The 18,439-nt window shown below is 45.4% G+C and carries 18 protein-coding genes; 8 read left to right on the top strand and 10 right to left on the bottom strand.

Annotation, left to right across the window (positions count from 1 at the left end):
• Positions 1-18: 18 nt before the first annotated feature.
• From efeM to cidR, 5 genes are all read right to left on the bottom strand, one after another.
• Complete coding sequence (gene efeM / locus AC0C66_RS09770; RefSeq protein ID WP_088680046.1) at positions 19-1,176, bottom strand: iron uptake system lipoprotein EfeM; 1,158 nt, start codon at positions 1,174-1,176, stop codon at positions 19-21.
• Positions 1,173-2,618 (bottom strand): ferrous ion permease EfeU, encoded by a 1,446-nt coding sequence (gene efeU / locus AC0C66_RS09765; protein WP_461845890.1) that lies wholly within the window; start codon positions 2,616-2,618, stop codon positions 1,173-1,175. The genes efeM and efeU overlap by 4 nt, the downstream gene beginning before the upstream one ends.
• Before the next feature lie 155 nt (positions 2,619-2,773).
• The gene (gene thiE, locus AC0C66_RS09760; protein ID WP_072182119.1) at positions 2,774-3,442 is read right to left on the bottom strand and encodes a thiamine phosphate synthase; all 669 of its coding nucleotides are present in this window, start codon (positions 3,440-3,442) and stop codon (positions 2,774-2,776) included.
• Positions 3,439-4,257: a hydroxyethylthiazole kinase gene (thiM, locus tag AC0C66_RS09755; RefSeq protein ID WP_072182118.1), complete on the bottom strand. Its 819-nt coding sequence runs from the start codon at positions 4,255-4,257 to the stop codon at positions 3,439-3,441. The genes thiE and thiM overlap by 4 nt, the downstream gene beginning before the upstream one ends.
• A gap of 7 nt (positions 4,258-4,264) precedes the next feature.
• On the bottom strand, positions 4,265-5,170 hold the full coding sequence (cidR, locus tag AC0C66_RS09750; protein WP_014115634.1) for a cidABC operon transcriptional activator CidR: 906 nt from the start codon (positions 5,168-5,170) through the stop codon (positions 4,265-4,267).
• A gap of 105 nt (positions 5,171-5,275) precedes the next feature.
• Here cidR and AC0C66_RS09745 point away from each other — a divergent pair, with 105 nt between their 5' ends.
• The 4 genes from AC0C66_RS09745 (at position 5,276) to AC0C66_RS09730 (ending at position 7,860) form a co-directional block, all read left to right on the top strand.
• Positions 5,276-5,662 carry a CidA/LrgA family holin-like protein gene (locus AC0C66_RS09745; RefSeq protein WP_003222205.1) on the top strand — a complete coding sequence of 129 codons (387 nt, stop codon included), beginning with the start codon at positions 5,276-5,278 and terminating at the stop codon, positions 5,660-5,662.
• Positions 5,644-6,321 (top strand): CidB/LrgB family autolysis modulator, encoded by a 678-nt coding sequence (locus tag AC0C66_RS09740; protein WP_014478359.1) that lies wholly within the window; start codon positions 5,644-5,646, stop codon positions 6,319-6,321. Before AC0C66_RS09745 ends, AC0C66_RS09740 begins: the two co-directional genes overlap by 19 nt.
• Before the next feature lie 106 nt (positions 6,322-6,427).
• Positions 6,428-7,630, top strand: coding sequence for an MFS transporter (locus AC0C66_RS09735; protein ID WP_072182117.1), 1,203 nt, complete (start codon positions 6,428-6,430; stop codon positions 7,628-7,630).
• A gap of 32 nt (positions 7,631-7,662) precedes the next feature.
• The gene (locus AC0C66_RS09730; RefSeq protein WP_003222222.1) at positions 7,663-7,860 is read left to right on the top strand and encodes a YwbE family protein; all 198 of its coding nucleotides are present in this window, start codon (positions 7,663-7,665) and stop codon (positions 7,858-7,860) included.
• 28 nt (positions 7,861-7,888) lie between these two features.
• On the opposite strand, the gene AC0C66_RS09725 is transcribed toward AC0C66_RS09730, so the two are convergent.
• A complete protein-coding gene (locus AC0C66_RS09725; protein ID WP_472973553.1) occupies positions 7,889-9,076 on the bottom strand; it encodes a class I SAM-dependent rRNA methyltransferase in 1,188 nt (395 codons plus the stop codon).
• A 122-nt stretch (positions 9,077-9,198) separates the two neighbouring features.
• Between AC0C66_RS09725 and glxA the strand changes: the two genes are divergently transcribed.
• On the top strand, positions 9,199-9,579 hold the full coding sequence (gene glxA / locus AC0C66_RS09720; protein ID WP_072182115.1) for a glyoxalase GlxA: 381 nt from the start codon (positions 9,199-9,201) through the stop codon (positions 9,577-9,579).
• Between the two features lie 37 nt (positions 9,580-9,616).
• Here glxA and AC0C66_RS09715 read toward each other — a convergent pair whose 3' ends face one another.
• Positions 9,617-10,294 (bottom strand): DUF2711 family protein, encoded by a 678-nt coding sequence (locus tag AC0C66_RS09715; protein ID WP_461845884.1) that lies wholly within the window; start codon positions 10,292-10,294, stop codon positions 9,617-9,619.
• A gap of 102 nt (positions 10,295-10,396) precedes the next feature.
• On the bottom strand, positions 10,397-11,719 hold the full coding sequence (celB, locus tag AC0C66_RS09710; RefSeq protein WP_072182113.1) for a PTS cellobiose transporter subunit IIC: 1,323 nt from the start codon (positions 11,717-11,719) through the stop codon (positions 10,397-10,399).
• 226 nt (positions 11,720-11,945) lie between these two features.
• Between celB and AC0C66_RS09705 the strand changes: the two genes are divergently transcribed.
• From AC0C66_RS09705 to sacY, 3 genes are all read left to right on the top strand, one after another.
• Positions 11,946-13,883: a S8 family peptidase gene (locus AC0C66_RS09705; RefSeq protein WP_461845883.1), complete on the top strand. Its 1,938-nt coding sequence runs from the start codon at positions 11,946-11,948 to the stop codon at positions 13,881-13,883.
• A gap of 446 nt (positions 13,884-14,329) precedes the next feature.
• A complete protein-coding gene (sacX, locus tag AC0C66_RS09700; RefSeq protein WP_072182111.1) occupies positions 14,330-15,709 on the top strand; it encodes a SacY negative regulator SacX in 1,380 nt (459 codons plus the stop codon).
• Between the two features lie 53 nt (positions 15,710-15,762).
• The gene (sacY, locus tag AC0C66_RS09695; protein WP_061186566.1) at positions 15,763-16,605 is read left to right on the top strand and encodes a transcription antiterminator SacY; all 843 of its coding nucleotides are present in this window, start codon (positions 15,763-15,765) and stop codon (positions 16,603-16,605) included.
• A gap of 52 nt (positions 16,606-16,657) precedes the next feature.
• On the opposite strand, the gene AC0C66_RS09690 is transcribed toward sacY, so the two are convergent.
• Together AC0C66_RS09690 and AC0C66_RS09685 are read right to left on the bottom strand one after the other, a co-directional pair.
• Complete coding sequence (locus tag AC0C66_RS09690; protein WP_014115643.1) at positions 16,658-17,518, bottom strand: glycosyltransferase family 8 protein; 861 nt, start codon at positions 17,516-17,518, stop codon at positions 16,658-16,660.
• A 110-nt stretch (positions 17,519-17,628) separates the two neighbouring features.
• Entirely contained in the window at positions 17,629-18,342 is a 714-nt protein-coding gene (locus AC0C66_RS09685) for a YwaF family protein (protein WP_461845882.1), read from the bottom strand.
• Positions 18,343-18,439: the final 97 nt, after the last annotated feature.

Raw genomic sequence — 18,439 nt, 5'->3', positions numbered from 1 at the left:
GCTGTTACAAAACTCCTTTTATAGCACATTCGCAATCTTCGACATGGTTTCAGAAAGAGTCGTCAGCTTTGTGCTCAGCTCTCTGATTTGATCTTCACTTAATTTATCATAAGACGTATAGGACTGATCATTTGTTTTGTATTTTGCCATTAAAACTTCAAATTCGCTGAACTCCGTATCCAGTTTTTCCGTCAGGTCAGAGTGATCTTTAACAAGCGCGCTTTTTACTGTTTGATAAACAGCTTCGGAGCCTTCTACATTCGCCATGAGGTCGACTAAATCGATTCGTGAGTAGCGCTCTTCTTCTCCCGTGATTTTCGAAATGCCGGCTTCGTTCAGAAGCTCCATCGCGCCTGCTACAATTTGTTCAGGTGTTAATTTCAGTGATTCAATTGAACCGTCAAGCTCTTTTACATCCTTGAGAAGCTGGTCAGCTGTTGCCTTTTCCCCGGAAATATCTTGATCCTTCCAAATGGCTTTCTCAAGCTTATGGAAACCTGTCCATTTGTCCCCTTCTTCTACGTCGTTTTCACGGGCATCAATTTTTGGATCAAGATCTCCGAGGCTTTCAGCGATCGGTTCGATTCGCTCGTAATAAACACGTGCTTTTCCATATAATGTTTTAGATTTTTCGATATCGCCGGATTTGACGGCGCTTGTAAATGCTTCAGTCGCTTTGACAAGCTGATCGCTCTGCTCTTTGACATAGTCTTTATATTCGTCCGCTGCTTTTGCCAGCTGATCGCTTGCCTTTTTGCTGCTCTTCTTCGCTTCTGTCAAGTCCTCTAAGGACGCTTTCAGCGACTCGGATTCTGTCTTGATTTTGTCTGTATCCGGTTTGTCTTTCTGCGCTTCTGTATAGATGGGCTGAAGGTGCTTTTCGATCTCTGTATATTCGAACGGATAGTCGCCGCGAATATCATTTTCAAAGGAAAGCCAGTAGCTGTTTAACTCTTTCCCCTTCTTTTCAATCTCTTTTTGGTCGCCTTTTTCCGCTGAATCATTCAGCTTGGAAATGATGGTCTCCATTTTATCTACGGATGCGGTGATCTCTTTAGTGACCCCGCTTTTTTCAGATGAAGCTTTTTCTTTGGATGAAGATGTGTCATTGGCTCCGCAACCTGCACACAGCGCAAGGATGCATCCGGCTGATACAGCGATTTTTGTGAAATTCATTTTGTCAGTTCCTTTCCGTTTGTAAAATGTTTTGCCATTTCTGAGACAAGCGCAATCAGTAAAAAGAGTAAAATCAGCAATTGTGGAATCGTACTGTACACGGACGGATAAATTCCAAGCACCGATACAGACGGCAGCCAGCTCTCCGCATCAGACGGGAGAATGCCCCCCAGCTGAAGGCTGTGAACGCCTGTTCCGAGAAATTTCACGCACATATACAGGACGACCGCCATGGACAGCAGGAAAAACGGCTTTAATGGAATACGCATTCCGAGCTTGATCATTAAAACACCGACGATGACGAGAACAATAAGCCCCGCGGCAGTTCCGCCGATCAGTTCAGTGAGCGGAAGCTTCCCGACAAGCCCGATGAAAAAAATGACTGTTTCGAGCCCTTCTCTAACAACTGCCAGAAATGCAATGAGCGCAAAGGAAAGCAGGCTTCGTTTTTTCAGTGCCTGTGACTTCTGGATATTGATTTTTTCTCTCCATTTATCCATTGAGGCGTTTCTGTGCAGCCACACCCCGACATATAAAAGCATGACAGCGGACAGTACGCCGGTAATTCCGCCAAGCAAGAAGTTGTTTTCTCCGAATACGCTGGAAGAGAACAAAAGCGTGACACCGATGCCGGCTGCCAGGGACACAACCATTCCGGCGGACGCCCCGCCCCAGATCCATGCCGAGGAACGCGTGACACGGGCTTTCTTTGTCATGGTTAAAAGCGCCCCGATGACTAGCAGGGCCTCCATCCCTTCACGAATCGGGATCAGCGCAGCATCCCACCAGCTGTAGCTGCTTGAAGCGATCGGCTCGAGCAATTGAATCATTTCGTCAATTTGCTTTGATACCTTTTCGGGATGGCTGCCGATCTCAGCTTTCATCAGCGCCAGGTTTTCCTCTGATCTCGTATAGGCTTCTTTCGATTGGGAAACGACGTCTCCCTCAACAGCGAGCCAGGATGTAATTAAATTGTCGATTGCAGATGACGCTTCATCCAATTGTTTTTTTTCTATTAACTGTTTTGTGTCTTTCAGGCTTTGTATATAGGCTGTTAAGGACGCCCTTGATTGACCCGAGGATGTCTTTTTCAGCACGACAGCCTGCTGATAGGTTTCTAAATGGGAAGAAAGCTCTTCAAGCTGTGTTTTGAGCTTGTCTGCGTCTTGATTAATAAAAGAAAGAGAAATCATCGCGATATTTGAGTCCATTTTGCTGTGGGAAGATAGATTTTCTTTCTTAATAGAAGGTTCTTCTTTTTTCCACTTTGCCTTGAATGTTTCAAACGTTTGTTGTGCCGAGTCCATATCTCCGCCTTTTACGGATTCGATCATTTGCTTGTTTAATTGAATCAGCGCAGCAATCGGATCGTCTTCCGCATGTGCCGCAGAACCGAAAACCATCAACAAGCTAAATAAAATAAGCGCCAGCCCCCGAGTCATCATGCTCCCCCTATAATTGAAAATGATTATCATTATATAACATAATCATAGCCAGTTCCTGTTCTTTGTCAATTAAAATTTGAAGGTCTGAAAACCTTGATATAAAGCAAAAAGGCTGTCCTTTATAGAACAGCCTTTTGAAGGAAGAAGAACGTTTATCTTCTTGTTTTATACGTTTGAATTTCTTCATGAAACTTGCGTGCGGCACCCTCTGGATCCTCCGCCTGACTGATGGCGCTGATCATACTGACACCGTCGGCCCCCGCTTGGATAACAGGTGCGGCATTTTCGATTGTGATGCCGCCGATGCCCACAATCGGAATGTCGATACCTTGACGGCGGACCGCTTCGATGAGAGATACACCTTGTACAGCCCTCGTATCCTTTTTCGTTTCTGTCGGGTAGATTGGCCCGAGTCCGACATAATCTGCGCCATCTTCTTCGGCTTGCTTCACCTCAGACATTGTATGGGTGGAAACGCCAAGAATCATATCCCCTATAGCGTCTCTTACTTCTTTTGCGTTGGCGTCTTCCTGGCCGATATGGATACCGTCAGCCTCCAGTTTCAGAGCCAACTCCACATCATCATTGACAATGAAAGGAACACCGGCTTCACGGCAGGCTTCTTGCACTTTTTTAGCAAATTCAATCCTCGCCTCTCCTGTCAGCGCATCCCCGCCCTTTTCACGAAACTGGTACAGAGTGGCGCCGCCTTTTAACGCTTTTTGTACGACCGTGACAGAATCGGCTTTCGTATTGTTTGACCCCATAATGAAGTAAACAGATAATAACTCTTTCATCATTTCCCGAGAAATACGTGTCATGAGACAGTCACCCTTTCTATTGTCGCCAGTTCTTGGACGTCTTGTTCAGTAACAGATGAAAGCTTGTTCAGCAATTCAATCTGAAAGCTTCCCGGACCTTTGTCAGCTGTCTGCTGTGCGGCAAGCTGAGCTGCGACCCCATACGAAGAAATGGCAGCGATAGCAGCAAACATTGGATTTTCTTCCACAGCGCAAAACGCACCGACAACAGAAGTCAGCAGGCATCCGGCGCCTGTCACTTTCGTCAGCAGCTTGTGGCCGTTATGAAGGGTATATACGTTTGACGTGTCGGCAATCACATCCACTTCACCGGTAATCGCGATGACTGTGTTTAGCTTATGTGCCGCCTGCTGGGCGAGCCGGATGATGTCTCCTCCGTCTCCTCCCGCATCAACACCTTTGATCAGCCAATCGGTCACACCAACGGTATGGGCAATTTCCGCAGCATTTCCTCTGATCGCAGAGAGGCGCACCTCACGAATGATGTCACGCGCCGATTGAGTACGGAACGGTGTTGCTCCGGCGCCGACAGGGTCAAGAATGACAGGAACACCATGTTCATTAGCTGATTTTCCCGCGATGATCATCGCTTCGACAGACTCCTTGCTCAGCGTTCCGATATTTAAAACAAGTGCACCCGCAATCTTCGCCATGTCCGCGACCTCTTCTTTCGCGTACGCCATAACAGGTGATGCGCCGAGGGCGAGCAGGCCGTTTGCTGTAAAATTCGTTACGACATTATTGGTTATGCTGTGCACCAGAGGGCTATGCTGGCGGACAGCAGTAAGACATTTTGCTGCTGATTGTGCATCCATGTTTGCATCATCCTTTACTCTCTTTTTTCGGGTCCCATAAATACGATTTCGTATGTTCGAGCCAAGCTCTGGCCGCAAAGGACAAGTAGCGGTCTTTTCTCCAAATAATGGCGAGGTGCCAAGGGATGACCGGATCGACAAGCGGAATGACTTTCACTTTTTCCGGGTCAAGTCCGCGGCAGATTCGTTCCGGCAAAAGCCCGATTCCAAGGTTGGCTGACACCATCTCACTGATAAAATCCCATTGTGAGGTTTCATAAATGATATGAGGCCGGAATCCAGCTTTGATACATTCTGTCATAATTCGATTGTGCAGGACAAAATCCTCCCTGAAGAAAATAAAAGGCTCGTCCTTCAACTCACGCAGCCTGCACTCTTTTTCGCCTGCCAGCCGGTGGGAAGGGTGAACGACAAGCATTAAGGTTTCTTTTACGATTGTAAACGAATGAAAGATGTCTTCGTTTGCAGGAAGAACGACAACGCCGATATCAAGTGAACCGTCCCCGACACCTTCTTGGACTTTTATAGAACCGTCTTCGACTAGCTGAAAGGTGATATTCGGATAGTTTTCACGAAAATCGCCGAGCACTCTCGGGAAAAATCCCGATCCAATCATCGGCGGCAGTCCAATCCGTACGTGCCCTTTCTTGACCTCCATAATATCATTTAATTCTGACGTCAGGTTTTGAAATGATTTAATAATTTCCTGCGCCTGCACATACATGCTCTGGCCGGCGTCAGTCAGATCCACCTGCCTGCCGTTTCGGTAAAACAGTTCAATCCCGAGTTCTTCTTCTAAATTTTTGATCATTTTTGATATCGTCGGCTGAGAAACATAAAGGGATTGGGAAGCCTTCGTAAAGCTTTTTAAACGGGCGACTTCCAAGAAATATGTTAAATGGCGGATATCCATGGGTTTCACCCTTTCTATAGACAAAAGGAATACTTATTATTCTTTATATATATTTTACCTATAGAGAGACCTTATGTACAATATGAATATAAGGGAGGCATCAATATGAAAAAACTGTTGCTAACCGTTATTCAAATCGCTCTGTTATTTATATTTGCTCGGCTGATTAATTGGGTGACAGCCCTTCTTCATATAAATATTCCCGGCAGTATAATTGGGATTGTGATACTCTTCACATTATTACACTTTAAAATCATCAAGCTTGAATGGATAGAGCTTGGCGCGGCGTGGCTTCTCGGGGAGCTGCTTTTATTTTTTATCCCGTCTGCCGTCGGAGTGATTGAATACGGAGACATTATGTCGAAATTTGGTGTCAGCATTCTGCTTGTTGTCATCATCAGCACATTTGTCGTGATGGTGTCTACAGGAACGCTTACACAAATCATTGCAAAAAGAAAGGAGAAAAAACATACGTGTTCATCGGAATTGTAAGTTTGTTTTTAACGGTTTTGGTGTATTTAGGAGCAAAAAAGGTATATCAACGCTTTCCGCGTGTCTATACGTCGCCGCTATTGGTGACGCCCGCTGTGTTAGTCGGTCTGCTGCTGCTGGTGAATGTCCCGTACGAGTCATATAATCTCGGCGGCGGATTGCTGACCGATATGCTTCAGCCGGCCACCGTGGCATTCGCGATCCCGCTTTATAAATATTTCCCTGTTTTAAAGAAATACGCAGTGGAAATTATTTTGAATGTGGCCGTCGGTTCATGTATCGCGATTATTTCAACCGCTCTTATTGCGAAATGGCTTCACCTCGGCACCGGCTTAATTGACAGCCTCGTCCCGAGATCAGTGACAACGCCGATCGCAATGAACGTATCTGAAATGATCGGCGGAATGCCTGCCGTTACAGCCGTGTTTGTGATTTTAACTGCTCTGTTCGGCACAGTGATCGGCCCGATGGTCATCCGCTATTTCCGCATTGATAATGAAATTGCGCGGGGCGTGCTGCTCGGCACAAGCGCACACGGCGCGGGAACGTCAAAAGCATTTGAACTCAGCTCTGTGTCCGGTACGATTTCCAGCGTGTCAATGATCTTAGCTGCGATTATGACGCTTTGCGCAGCGCCGTTTTTACTTTCATTTATGTAAGAAAAAACTGTCCTCTCAAGGGCAGTTTTTTTTATGTGTTTCCCCTTATTGAAAAGCTGGCGGATTCCAATATAATGTAATTTGTGGATACCAAAGGAGGCACCCCATGCACAACTTGCAGGTGAGACGGCATTACGCCGCGTTAAGAGGTTTTTATTTGTTTGCTTTTCTTGGCACGGGCAGCATTATTCCCTTACTCAGTATGTATTTAACGAAAGAACAGCATGTAAGCGGATCACAGGTCGGCTTGATCATGTCACTCGGCCCGATTGTGATGATTTTCTTTCAGCCCTTTTGGGGCATGCTGAGCGACTATACGCAAAAAACGAAAAGCCTGCTGGCCGTTTGCACATCAATCACAGGCATCATGGGATTAGGCTATATTGCATTTGACGGCTTTCCTATGTTTATTTTGATTGCAGCCTGTTTTGCAGCCTTTCAAAGCACGATTATTCCATTATCGGACAGCATTTCACTAAGGTACACACAAGAAACAAACGGCAACTACGGCGGAATCCGCCTGTTTGGTTCTCTCGGCTTCGGCGTCGCAGTGTTTGTCATGGGACAAGTGACGAATCAGCTGTATCCCATTCACGTGATCTTTATCTTTGGCTGTGCCTTTCTGTGCATTGCCGCCATATTGGCCTCACAAATGCCGGGCCAGCAGAAAACAAAAACAAAGGTCAATATCCGCAAAGGATTCCGTGAGCTTATCAGCAACAAAACGTTCCTCATCTTTATGATCATCACCTTTACAACATTTGCTCCAAACTTAGCGAACAATACGTATTTCAGTCTTTTTCTGGACAAAAGCGGCGCGTCACTTTCCGCTATCGGCATTTTATTTTTCATCGGCGTGATTTCGGAAATTCCATTTATGCGATTTGCCCAAACATTTATAGATAAAATGGGGCTTTTAAACGTCATTATGCTGTCAGGCGGGGTCTCATTATTCAGGTGGGCGCTCTATTTCACAGCGCCTTCATTATGGCTCATTTATGCGACGGTCTTTCTTCAAGGAGTGGCCATCGGTTTATTTATCCCCGCGGCGCTTCAATACGTAAAAAAGATTACTCCTAGCCACGTTGAAGCGACGGCGCTGACCATGTACGCGGCCATCGGCAATGGATTCGGCAACTGGTTCTGTACATTTGCAGGCGGCTACATTTTTGACTACGTGTCCATCTTCGCAGTCTACTTGCTTTTTGGCATGCTGAGCATAGCAGGCTTTGGGCTGACATTATATTTAATGAAGGCAGAAAAAAACAAAAATACACTTCATCAGCCGGCTGTTACTTTTAAACCATAATGACTATAATGAAAAAAGAAAGGATGTGCGCTATGAACGGGCAAGAGCGAAGCAGCATTTCAAAAGGATTACAGGTGGATATTGTATTGAAGGCAGATCAAAAAACAGGAAAACTGACGAGAGGGACAGTGAAGGATATTTTGACGAAATCGAGCTTTCATCCGCACGGCATTAAAGTCCGGCTTGAAGATGGCCGCATCGGCCGCGTCCAGAAAATCATTTCTACATAGAAAAAAGCTGCTCCTGAACAGGGCAGCTTTATTTTTTCTGCAGAAAGACCACTTTTAGGTAGTTGCCTTCCGGAAACGCTGAAATCGTTTTAAAATCCTCCGGCAGCGTAAATTCCTCAATGATTGTGTAGCGTTCATTTGTTTCTTTAAAGGCGGCATCAATAAAGCCTTTGAATTTCTTCATGCTGAAGGCGCTGCTGTTTGTGGAAGCAACGATGATGCCCTTGTCAGCTGTGATGGCGATCGTTTCTTTCAGCAGGTTTTTATAATCCTTGGCCGCGCTGAAGGTGCGTTTTTTTGTGCGGGCAAAGGAAGGCGGGTCGAGAATAATCAGATCAAAGAGCAGATCCTTTTTCGCCGCATACGAAAAATACTTAAACACGTCCATCACTTTAATGTCGTGTGCCTCGAAATCCAGCTTGTTCACGCTGAATTGTTCGATCGTTTTGGCCAGGCTTCGGTTTGCCACGTCCACGCTTGTTGTTTTCTCCGCTCCGCCAAGCGCCGCTGCCACGGAAAATGCACCCGTATAAGAAAACGTATTTAACACTGTTTTTCCTTTTGCATAGCGGGCTCTAATGGCCTTGCGCACATGTCTTTGATCCAAAAAGATGCCCGTCATAGCGCCTTCATTCAGGTCCACCGCGTATTGAATGCCATTCTCCTGGATGATGATCGGGAACTCGCCTCTTTTCCCTTTCACGAAGTCATCATCTTCAACGTATTGTCCAGCCGTGTCGAAGCGTTTTTTCTCGTAAATCGCTTTATAATCAAGATCCAGCTCATCCAAAGCGGAAATCAGCATGTCTTTAAAGGTGTAAATGCCTTTGCTGTACCATTGAACCAGCAGGTAGCCGTCATAATAGTCGATCGTGACGCCGCCGACGCCGTCTCCCTCACCGTTGAACAGGCGGAAAGCCGTTGTATCTTGGGCAGCGAATAGTTTGGCGCGTGCTTGGACCGCTTTTGATAATTTGCTGAGAAAAAATGCTTGGTCAATCTGTTCTTGTTTATTGCGGGTAAGCGTCCAGCCGACCCCTTTGTTTTGCAGGCCATAATAACCTCGCGCGAGAAACTCGCCGCTCTCTGACACGATATCAACGAGGTCTCCTTCTTTCACGTGCCCCGCACTCCCTGCGAGAGCTTCCTTATCGATGAGCGGATAGCCTTTTTTGATTTTTGCAGTATGCGCTATTTTTAGGGTGAGTAGCTTCATATCTATTCGTCCTCTTTCTGTATGCTTTCTCTTATCGTACCACAAAACGCCAAGTTGTCTGCATTGACAGAAAGGAAAGGTTTTTCTACGATAGACAAATAAGAGTTACGAGGAGGAGCAGCATGGCAAAACGAATTGATCATACAGGCATTATGGTAAGGGATATCAACGCGTCCATCACATTTTATGAAGAGGTTCTCGGCATGAAATTGAAGGATCGCATCACACACACGAACGGTGTGATCGAGCTTGCTTTTCTCGGTTTTGAAGACGGTCCGGAAACGGAAATCGAACTGATTCAAGGTTACAGCAGCGAGCTTCCTGTCGAAGGAAAAGTGCACCACATTGCCCTGCTGACGGATGACATCGCGGCTGAATATACAAAAGCGGAAAGAATGAACGCGACATTTATCGACGAGGAGATCACAACACTTCCAAACGGGTACCGTTACTTCTATATCGAAGGTCCTGACGGTGAGTGGATTGAGTTCTTTCAGAGATAAAAATAAAGAACGTACATTATGTAATGTACGTTCTTTTTTATCTATACCAACTGATATACGTTGACTCGTCGCAGATCATGGCTTCCCAGCCCATACGCTGAACCAACTCATTGACATTTTCACCTTTCGCTAAAAAGACATTAATAAATGAGTCATATACACTCATAAACACAAAGTCCATTTTCTTATCAGTTAAAATGAGCTCTGCGGCGGCATCATCAAGAACCGTCCGCAAGTTAGCCTCAGTTATGTCCAGAAAGCCGCTGTTTTCCCAAATCGGTTCTGAGTAATAAAACTGATTGGACCCGTTGTAACTAAGCACTTTCATCAAACTGGGAATATGAAAATTTGAAATATGGTCCTCGCTAGGATAAAAGAGATCTCTTTTTACGTTTGCATGTAAAAGTTCAGCCAAATCTCCTCTCGCGCACTCATCCCTTAAGGCGCCTATCGATGTCGTTAACGCAAGCGCCAGCTCAGCATGCGTTTGAAAGCCGCAAGAGGACATAACCTTCTTCCATGAAACGGCTTTGCCTTTTTCCCTTATTTCCTCATCATATGGATAAATATGCTCATCATTATTTTTTCTCTTTGCTTTTTCCCATCCTTCAGGCATTTGAATAAAAGGAGAAAATAAAATAACAGCTGATGTATATTCAATTGGTATTTGTTTCAAGATTGGTGATTCGTCATCTAACCATATGTATTCCAGCATGCGCACCCCCTTTACATATTCTAACATTTACTTATAGTTGAAAGAAGATCATCAGCCCATTAACAGCTGATGATCTATAACAGCTTACATCACGACACATTTTCATCCCCCGGATTCAACCGCACTCTCTTCCTTCCATTTTTGATGATCCCATATTCTGAAAAACGGATAGTAGATGGCGCAGGTGATCAGCAGATTCACCAGCTGCATAACGGCGCCCGATACCTTTCCGCCTGTCGCCAGGTAGCCTGATATGAGCGGCGGCATCGTCCATGGCACGGCGATTCCGGCCGGCCTTGCTACCAGTCCAGTGCTCATGCCGATATAAGTTGCTGTAATCGTGAGGAGTGGTGCGATGATGAATGGAACAATGAGGAGCGGGTTCATGACAATCGGCATGCCGAAAATGATCGGCTCGTTGATATTAAATAGCGCAGGTCCAATCCCTAATCGGCCAAGCTGCTTCATTTGTTTGCTCCGGGAACGCACAAGCATCGTCAGGACAAGCGCCAGCGTCGCTCCGCTTCCGCCGACATTAATCCAAATTTGAAAAAACTGGGTTGTGAAAATACTTGGCAGCGCCTCTCCCGCTTGGAACGCGAGACGGTTGGCATCCATCGCGCCATACCAAATCGGCGCCATGATTCCGCCAATGATTGAAGCTCCGTGAATCCCGCACGACCAAAGCAGCATCTGCACAAATTCAGCAATCAGGCTCCCGCCGAGACTGCCGCCAAGAATGGAAAGCGGTGTGCCAAGCAGGTCTCCTACGACATTGTGCAGGCTCTGAAAAGGCGTCATTTCAATCAGAAGACGTGCCAGCCACACGAGAAACACAATGATAAAGCCGGGAATCAGCGCGACAAATGATTTACTTACCGCCGGCGGCACGCCGTCTGGCATTTTGAAGACGATATTTTTTTGAATAATGTACCGATACATTTCAGTTGAAAACAAAGCGATCAGCATGGCGACAAATAAACCCTTGCTGCCAAGCAGTGTAATCGGGATTCCGCCACCGACCAAGATGGATTCCGTTGAGCCATCCGGCGTAAACGGCACCTCGAACGGCGTTGCCAATAGAAATGCGGCAATTGATATCGCTCCGGCAGAAAGGGCATCGACACCATAGCTTTCCGCAAGACGATAGGCGATTCCAAAAGCGGCGATCATCGCCATAATATCAAATGAAGCATTAACGGGATAACCGAGCTTATCCGCCCACTCTTTCCCAAACACACTCGTCATGAAATCAGCATAACCGGGAATCGGCAGGCTCGTTAAAATCAAAAAGACAGACCCGATAATAATCAGCGGCATGGTCAGGATAATTCCGTCACGCAAAGCGCTGAGATGCCGCTGCCCGGCAATTTTCCCAGCGACAGGCATTATTTTTTCTTCCATCACCCGAGTGAATGCGCTCATCTGAAAAGCCCCCTTTTTTCATTGCTTTGTGAACAACCTTCGCAATGTTTTCTTTATCTTATTTTGAAAACGCTTACAAATTCATTTGGAAAATTTCCTCTTCCTGCGGAAAAAATCCACATGCTGCTGAACAATCCAGTCCATGAAAATATTTTTCCTTCTTACTGTCAAACTCTCTTTTTTCTCCGATATATATATCAAACATCATAGAAAAAGGAGATGAATCATGAAAAACATGTTATGCAAGCTTGTTGTATCAGTCACTCTGTTTGTCAGTTTTCTCGCCATAGGCCCTCTCGCGCATGCGCAAAACAGCAGCGAAAAAGAGGTTATTGTGGTTTATAAAAACAAGACCGGAAAGGAAACCGTCCTGGACAGCGATGCTGAGGTTGAACAGCAGTATACGCATCTTCCGGCGGTAGCGGTCACAGCAGAGCAGGAGACAGTGAAAGAATTAAAACAGGACCCTGATATTTTGTATGTCGAAAACAATGTCTCATTCACCGCAGCAGGCAGTACGAATTTCAAAGTGCTGTCAGACGGCACTGACACCTCTAACAACTTCGAGCAATGGAACCTTGAGCCTATTCAGGCAAAACAGGTTTGGAAGGCAGGACTGACAGGCAAAAATGTCAAAATTGCAGTTATTGACAGCGGGATCTCCCCCCACGATGACCTGTCGATTGCCGGCGGGTATTCAGCTGTCAGTTATACCTCTTCTTACAAAGATGATAACGGCCACGGAACACATGTCGCAGGGATTATCGGAGCCAAGCATAACGGCTACGGAATTGATGGCATCGCACCGGAAGCACAAATATACGCGGTTAAAGCGCTTGATCAGAACGGCTCGGGGGATCTTCAAAGCCTTCTCCAAGGAATCGACTGGTCAATCACCCACGGGATGGACATCGTCAATATGAGCCTTGGCACGACGTCAGACAGCAAAATCCTTCATGACGCCGTAGACAAAGCATATAAACAAGGCATTCTGCTCGTTGCCGCAAGCGGTAACGACGGGAACGGCAAGCCTGTGAACTATCCGGCAGCATACAACAGTGTCATTGCGGTTTCAGCGACAAACGAAAAGAATCAGCTTGCCTCCTTCTCAACAACTGGAGATGAAGTTGAATTTTCAGCGCCGGGAACAAATATCACGAGCACATATTTAAACCAATATTATGCAACTGGAAGCGGAACATCCCAAGCGACACCGCACGCCGCTGCCATGTTTGCTTTGTTAAAACAGCGGGATCCTGCCGAGACAAACGTGCAGCTTCGCGCAGATATGCAGAAACATATCGTTGATCTTGGAACCGCAGGCCGCGATCAGCAATTTGGCTACGGCTTAATCCAATATAAAGCGCAGGCAACAGATTCAGCGTACGCGACAGCAGAGCAAGCAGTGAAAAAAGCAGAACAAACAAAAGCACAAACCGATATCGACAAAGCGAGAGAACTCGTCAGCCAGCTGCCGGATTCTGACGCCAAAACAGCCCTGAAAAAAAGACTGGATAAAGTACAGTCATACAGAAATGTAAAGGATGCGAAAGACAAAGTCGCAAAGGCAGAAAAGTATAAAACACAGCAAACTGTTGATACAGCACAAGCTGCCATTAACAAGCTGCCGAATGGAACAGACAAAAAGAACCTGCAAAAACGCTTAGACCAAGTAAAACACTACATCGCATCGAAGCAGGCGAAAGAGAAAGTAGCGAAGGCGGAAAAAAGCAAAAGGAAAACAGATGTCGACAGCGCACAATCAGCAGTCAGCAAGCTGCCAGCAGGTTCAGAAAAAACGTCCCTGCAAAAACGCCTTAACAAAGTAAAAAGCACCAATTTGAAAACGGCGCAGCAATCCGTATCTGCAGCTGAAAAGAAATCAACTGATGCAAATGCGGCAAAAGCACAATCAGCAGTCAACCAGCTTCAATCAGGCAAGGACAAAACGGTATTGCAAAAACGGTTAGATAAAGTGAAGAAAAAAGTGGCGGCAGCCGAAGCAAAAAAAGTCGAAACTGCCAAAGCAAAAGTGAAAAAAGCGGAAAAAGACAAAACAAAAAAATCAAAGACATCCGCTCAGTCTGCAGTGAATCAATTAAAAGCATCCAATGAAAAAACAAAGCTGCAAAAACGGCTGAATGCCGTCAAACCGAAAAAGTAGCCAAAAAACCTGTAAGACTTGTATTCTGGGTCTCACAGGCTTTTTCCATTCCAAAAAACACCACATACAACCTTTTTCCCATTCAACGCACAGGCTTTTCCTACTATTGCTATCCGGCCATGAACAGCATAAAATGACGTTATTACAGTTATCACCACATATGGAGGGATTGTGACTGGCAGGCAGGCAAGACCCAATGATGCAAAGGGAGTATTAGTGCCTAAAAAACAGGGCATTTTAACTCTTCTTTTCGTGTTGGGCTCATAACGGCGCCATGGACAACCCCATATTCTAATGCTCCGTCACCGACGCGGGCATTTTTTGTTGTCCTTGCACGTTTTGTCATTTTCAGCCGGTATTTCTCACTTTTTTCATTTTGATTGTCAACTTTTCATTTGATACGATGAACAAGCCGACTTTTCTTCAGCAAAGGAGGTTTTGATTGCTTGCAAAAAGAGATTGCAAAAGAATTATTGCTCCTCGCAGGAGGAAAAAGCAATATTATCAGCATCAGCCATTGTACAACCCGTCTTCGTTTTGAGGTAAAGGACGAGACGAAAATCGATATACATGCTATTGAAAATCTGCAAGGTGTGCAGGGTACCTTTTTCCGATATGGGTTATTCCAGATTATCTTCGGAGCAGGCGTCGTCAACAAAATATATAAAGAAGTCGTTCACGTGTGGGAGGCCGCGCCTTCTGAAAAACCTGTTCAGCAGAAACAGGCCAGCCGGAAGCTGAGCCCTGTCGCCGTATTTGCGAAAACACTGTCCGATATTTTTGTGCCGATTATCCCGGCGATAACAGCAAGCGGCCTGCTTATGGGGCTGATCGGAATGATTAAGGTGTTTCACTGGTTCGCAGCCGACAGCCCATGGATCAAAGTGCTCGACCTCGTGTCCAGCACAGCCTTTATTTTGCTGCCGATTTTGGTCGGTTTCAGTGCCGCACGGCAATTTGGCAGCAACCCATATTTAGGGGCAGTCATAGCAGGGCTCCTGACGCATCCTGATCTGCTGGACCCGTCTATGCTCGGCAGCAAAACCCCCGCTTCCTTAGACATCTGGGGGCTGCATATTCCAATGATGGGCTATCAGGGCTCCATTATACCAATTCTTCTCTCCGTGTATGTCATGAGCCAAATCGAGAAGCTATTAAAATCAATTGTGCCGAAGTCGCTTGATGTCGTCATCATTCCTTTTATTACGGTCATGGTAACAGGGTGCCTCGCGCTGATTGTGATGAATCCCGCCGCGTCCATCATCGGCCAAATCATGACACAGTCGATTGTCTATATTTATGATCACGCCGGCATTGCTGCCGGAGCCCTGTTCGGCGGCATCTACTCCACTATCGTTCTATCCGGCTTGCATCATAGCTTTTATGCGATTGAAGCAACGCTGCTTGCAGATCCGCATGTCGGCGTGAACTTTTTAGTGCCGATATGGTCGATGGCGAATGTGGCCCAAGGCGGAGCGGGGCTTGCGGTTTTCTTCAAAACAAAACAATCAAGCCTGAAGAAAATTGCGCTCCCCGCTTCCCTGACCGCGTTTTTAGGCATTGTAGAGCCGATTGTATTCGGGGTTAATGTCAAACTGATCCGTCCCTTTATCGGAGCTGCCATCGGCGGCGCTATTGGCGGAGCATACGTGGTTGCGGTACATGTCGTGTCGAATTCCTACGGGCTGACAGGCATTCCGATGATTTCAATCGTACTGCCGTTCGGCGCCGCCAATTTTGTTCATTATATGATCGGTTTTTTGATCGCGGCCGTCTCTGCTTTTATAGCTACATTGTTTCTCGGGTTTAAAGAAGAGACAGAATAAATGGATTTATTCGTTTTCATTCATAAAACGGGGGATGAAAGGACAAAAAAGCTATGAAAATTAAAAGAATCTTAAATCATAATGCTATCGTCGTAAAGGATCAAAATGAAGAGAAGATTCTCTTAGGTGCAGGAATTGCGTTCGACAAAAAGAAGAATGATATTGTCGATCCATCAAAAATAGAAAAAACCTTTGTCAGAAAAGATACAGCTGACTATAAGCAATTCGAAGAGATTTTAGAAACATTGCCGGAAGATCATATTCAGATTTCTGAGCAAATTATCTCCCATGCCGAAAAAGAGCTGAACATTAAAATCAACGAGCGCATTCACGTCGCTTTTTCAGACCATCTTTCTTTTGCGATTGAACGCCTGAGCAATGGGATGGTCATCAAAAATCCGCTGCTGAATGAGATCAAAGTCCTTTATCCGAAGGAATTCCAGATCGGCTTGTGGGCCAGAGCGCTGATTAAAGATAAACTGGGGATTCACATTCCTGATGATGAAATCGGCAATATCGCCATGCACATCCACACAGCAAGAAACAATGCTGGTGATATGACACAGACGCTTGATATTACAACAATGATCCGTGATATTATCGAGATTATTGAAATTCAGCTGGCGATCAATATTGTTGAAGATACCATCTCTTATGAACGGCTTGTGACCCATCTCCGCTTTGCCATTCAGCATATCAAAGCGGGCGAATCCATTTACGAGCTGGATGCAGAAATGATCGACATTATTAAAGAGAAGTTTAAGGATGCCTTCCTGTGTGCCCTAAGCATCGGCACTTTTGTGAAGAAGGAATACGGCTTTGAGTTTCCTGATAAAGAATTGTGCTACATTGCCATGCATATTCAGCGGTTTTACCAGCGGTCAGTCGCACGCTGAGGCAAACAAAAAAACGCTTTTGAGATGATCAAAAGCGTTTTTTATATTCAATTTATTGGTTGATGGCCGGGTTCCCGATCGTATTCCACTTCGTATAGGACATGTAATGGAAATACTCATCGCGATACGGATGTTTTGTATTGGAGTTCCAAGGCTTTTCTCCGCCGCAGAAGTGCACGATTGCTGGGTTTTCTCTCGTTTCATTATATTGCTTCCGTCCTAACAGTGTCGGAGGTGTTTTCAGTTTTAACATGATGTATGTTTGAGCGTTCCAGCGCGGGTGAAGCTCATACCACTTATCATATAAGATCGCATTCAGTGCATCTTGGTCGTGCAGCACAAGAAAGTCTTCAGACGGGTTTTCATTGATAAAGTTGATGACTTTTTCTGTGATGTTTTGCTTTCTCCAAGGTTCAAAATCAATAATCATGATACCTGAGTTAAAATACTTCCCTGTATCAGTGACGTTCATTTCTTTCAGGCGTTCATGCTGCCCAGCATCCTCAACAGCAGCAACCGTATATGGAGCAATATCCAAGTCCCACAGTTTCGAAATATCCTCAAGAATAATCGCATCACAATCGATATAAATCATTCGTTTGATGCTCTCATCCTTAATTAAGTCAGGAATCGAAATGCGGTAATACGCCGCTTTTGTAATATGGCTGCTCTCTACCGCATGTTCATACATATTGGTATCCACTTCTAAAAACTCAATCGGCACGCCGAATTTCAATGTGGTTTCTTCCAGTCTTTTTTTGTTATCAGGCTTAATTCCGCCATCAATGACGTATAATTTTATCTCTCTCTCCTGATCCATATTTGTCAATAAAGAAACGAACATCCCACCTAAATGACGAGCATAATTATCATCTGCGCATGATACGATATGCATAACTTCATCTTTCTTCAATGATATTCATCTCCCTTTGTGTTGTACAAATTACATTCCCGATTTCAGAAAATTAAACACTATTCTTCAATATTTTTTTAGACAGAATGTGCTATACAACAAAAAAGGTGTCATTTTTTGAACATGCGATAAAGCCAATATAGGATGTAAAAGCTGGCGATCGTTATGGCTTCAGCCGAAGCGATGTACCACGGCCAAGGCCCGAGAACATCTAAAAGAGAAGAGCCGCCCGGTTTTTTCGTCAAATACATATAATTCGCGCCAAGCAACCGATCAAGCAGATAAATGCAGATGCCGTACACATTGACAATAAGGACAGTCCCCCATAAAGAACGCTGTCTGAGTCTGTACGTCCCAATTACCGCCATCAGCAGACAGGACAGAAACACGGACCCGTGAGAAATAAAAAAGAGGATATATCGGATATGCGGAAATGAAAACATACCGAGATCAGGAGTGGCAAGCGCCTGAATCGAACTGCCGATGCCGACAAAATATAAAAATACAAACAGCTTCCTGCTTTTGGTCACCAGCATGATGGCCGACAAATACACCGACAGGTCACTAAGCTGGAGAGGCAATGAAGTGCGCACCGACCATCTGCCCGTGGCAATCATCCATATTTGATAGCCGATTTGCGAACCAAGCAACAGAAACACAAACAAATAACGCAAAAACTGGCTGACCTTAGGCCGCTTGACCGCCTCGCGGAACAGAAACAACAGAATGGCCAAAAGAGCAATGATTGCTAACGTCACCACATGCTCTGCTGAAAAAAGGTGAAACGGATCATGTTTATAGACGGATTGAACATATTTTTGCAAGATGACACCCCCGTTTGCAGCTTTTTGTTTATTGTGGTGTTGTATGGGCTTTTTTTATTCAAAAAAAGCGGATCGCTAGTAGTACGCGAACCGCATC

It is taken from the genome of Bacillus sp. VA13 (genome assembly GCF_055710085.1).
This window is presented reverse-complemented; position numbering and strand designations above follow the sequence as displayed.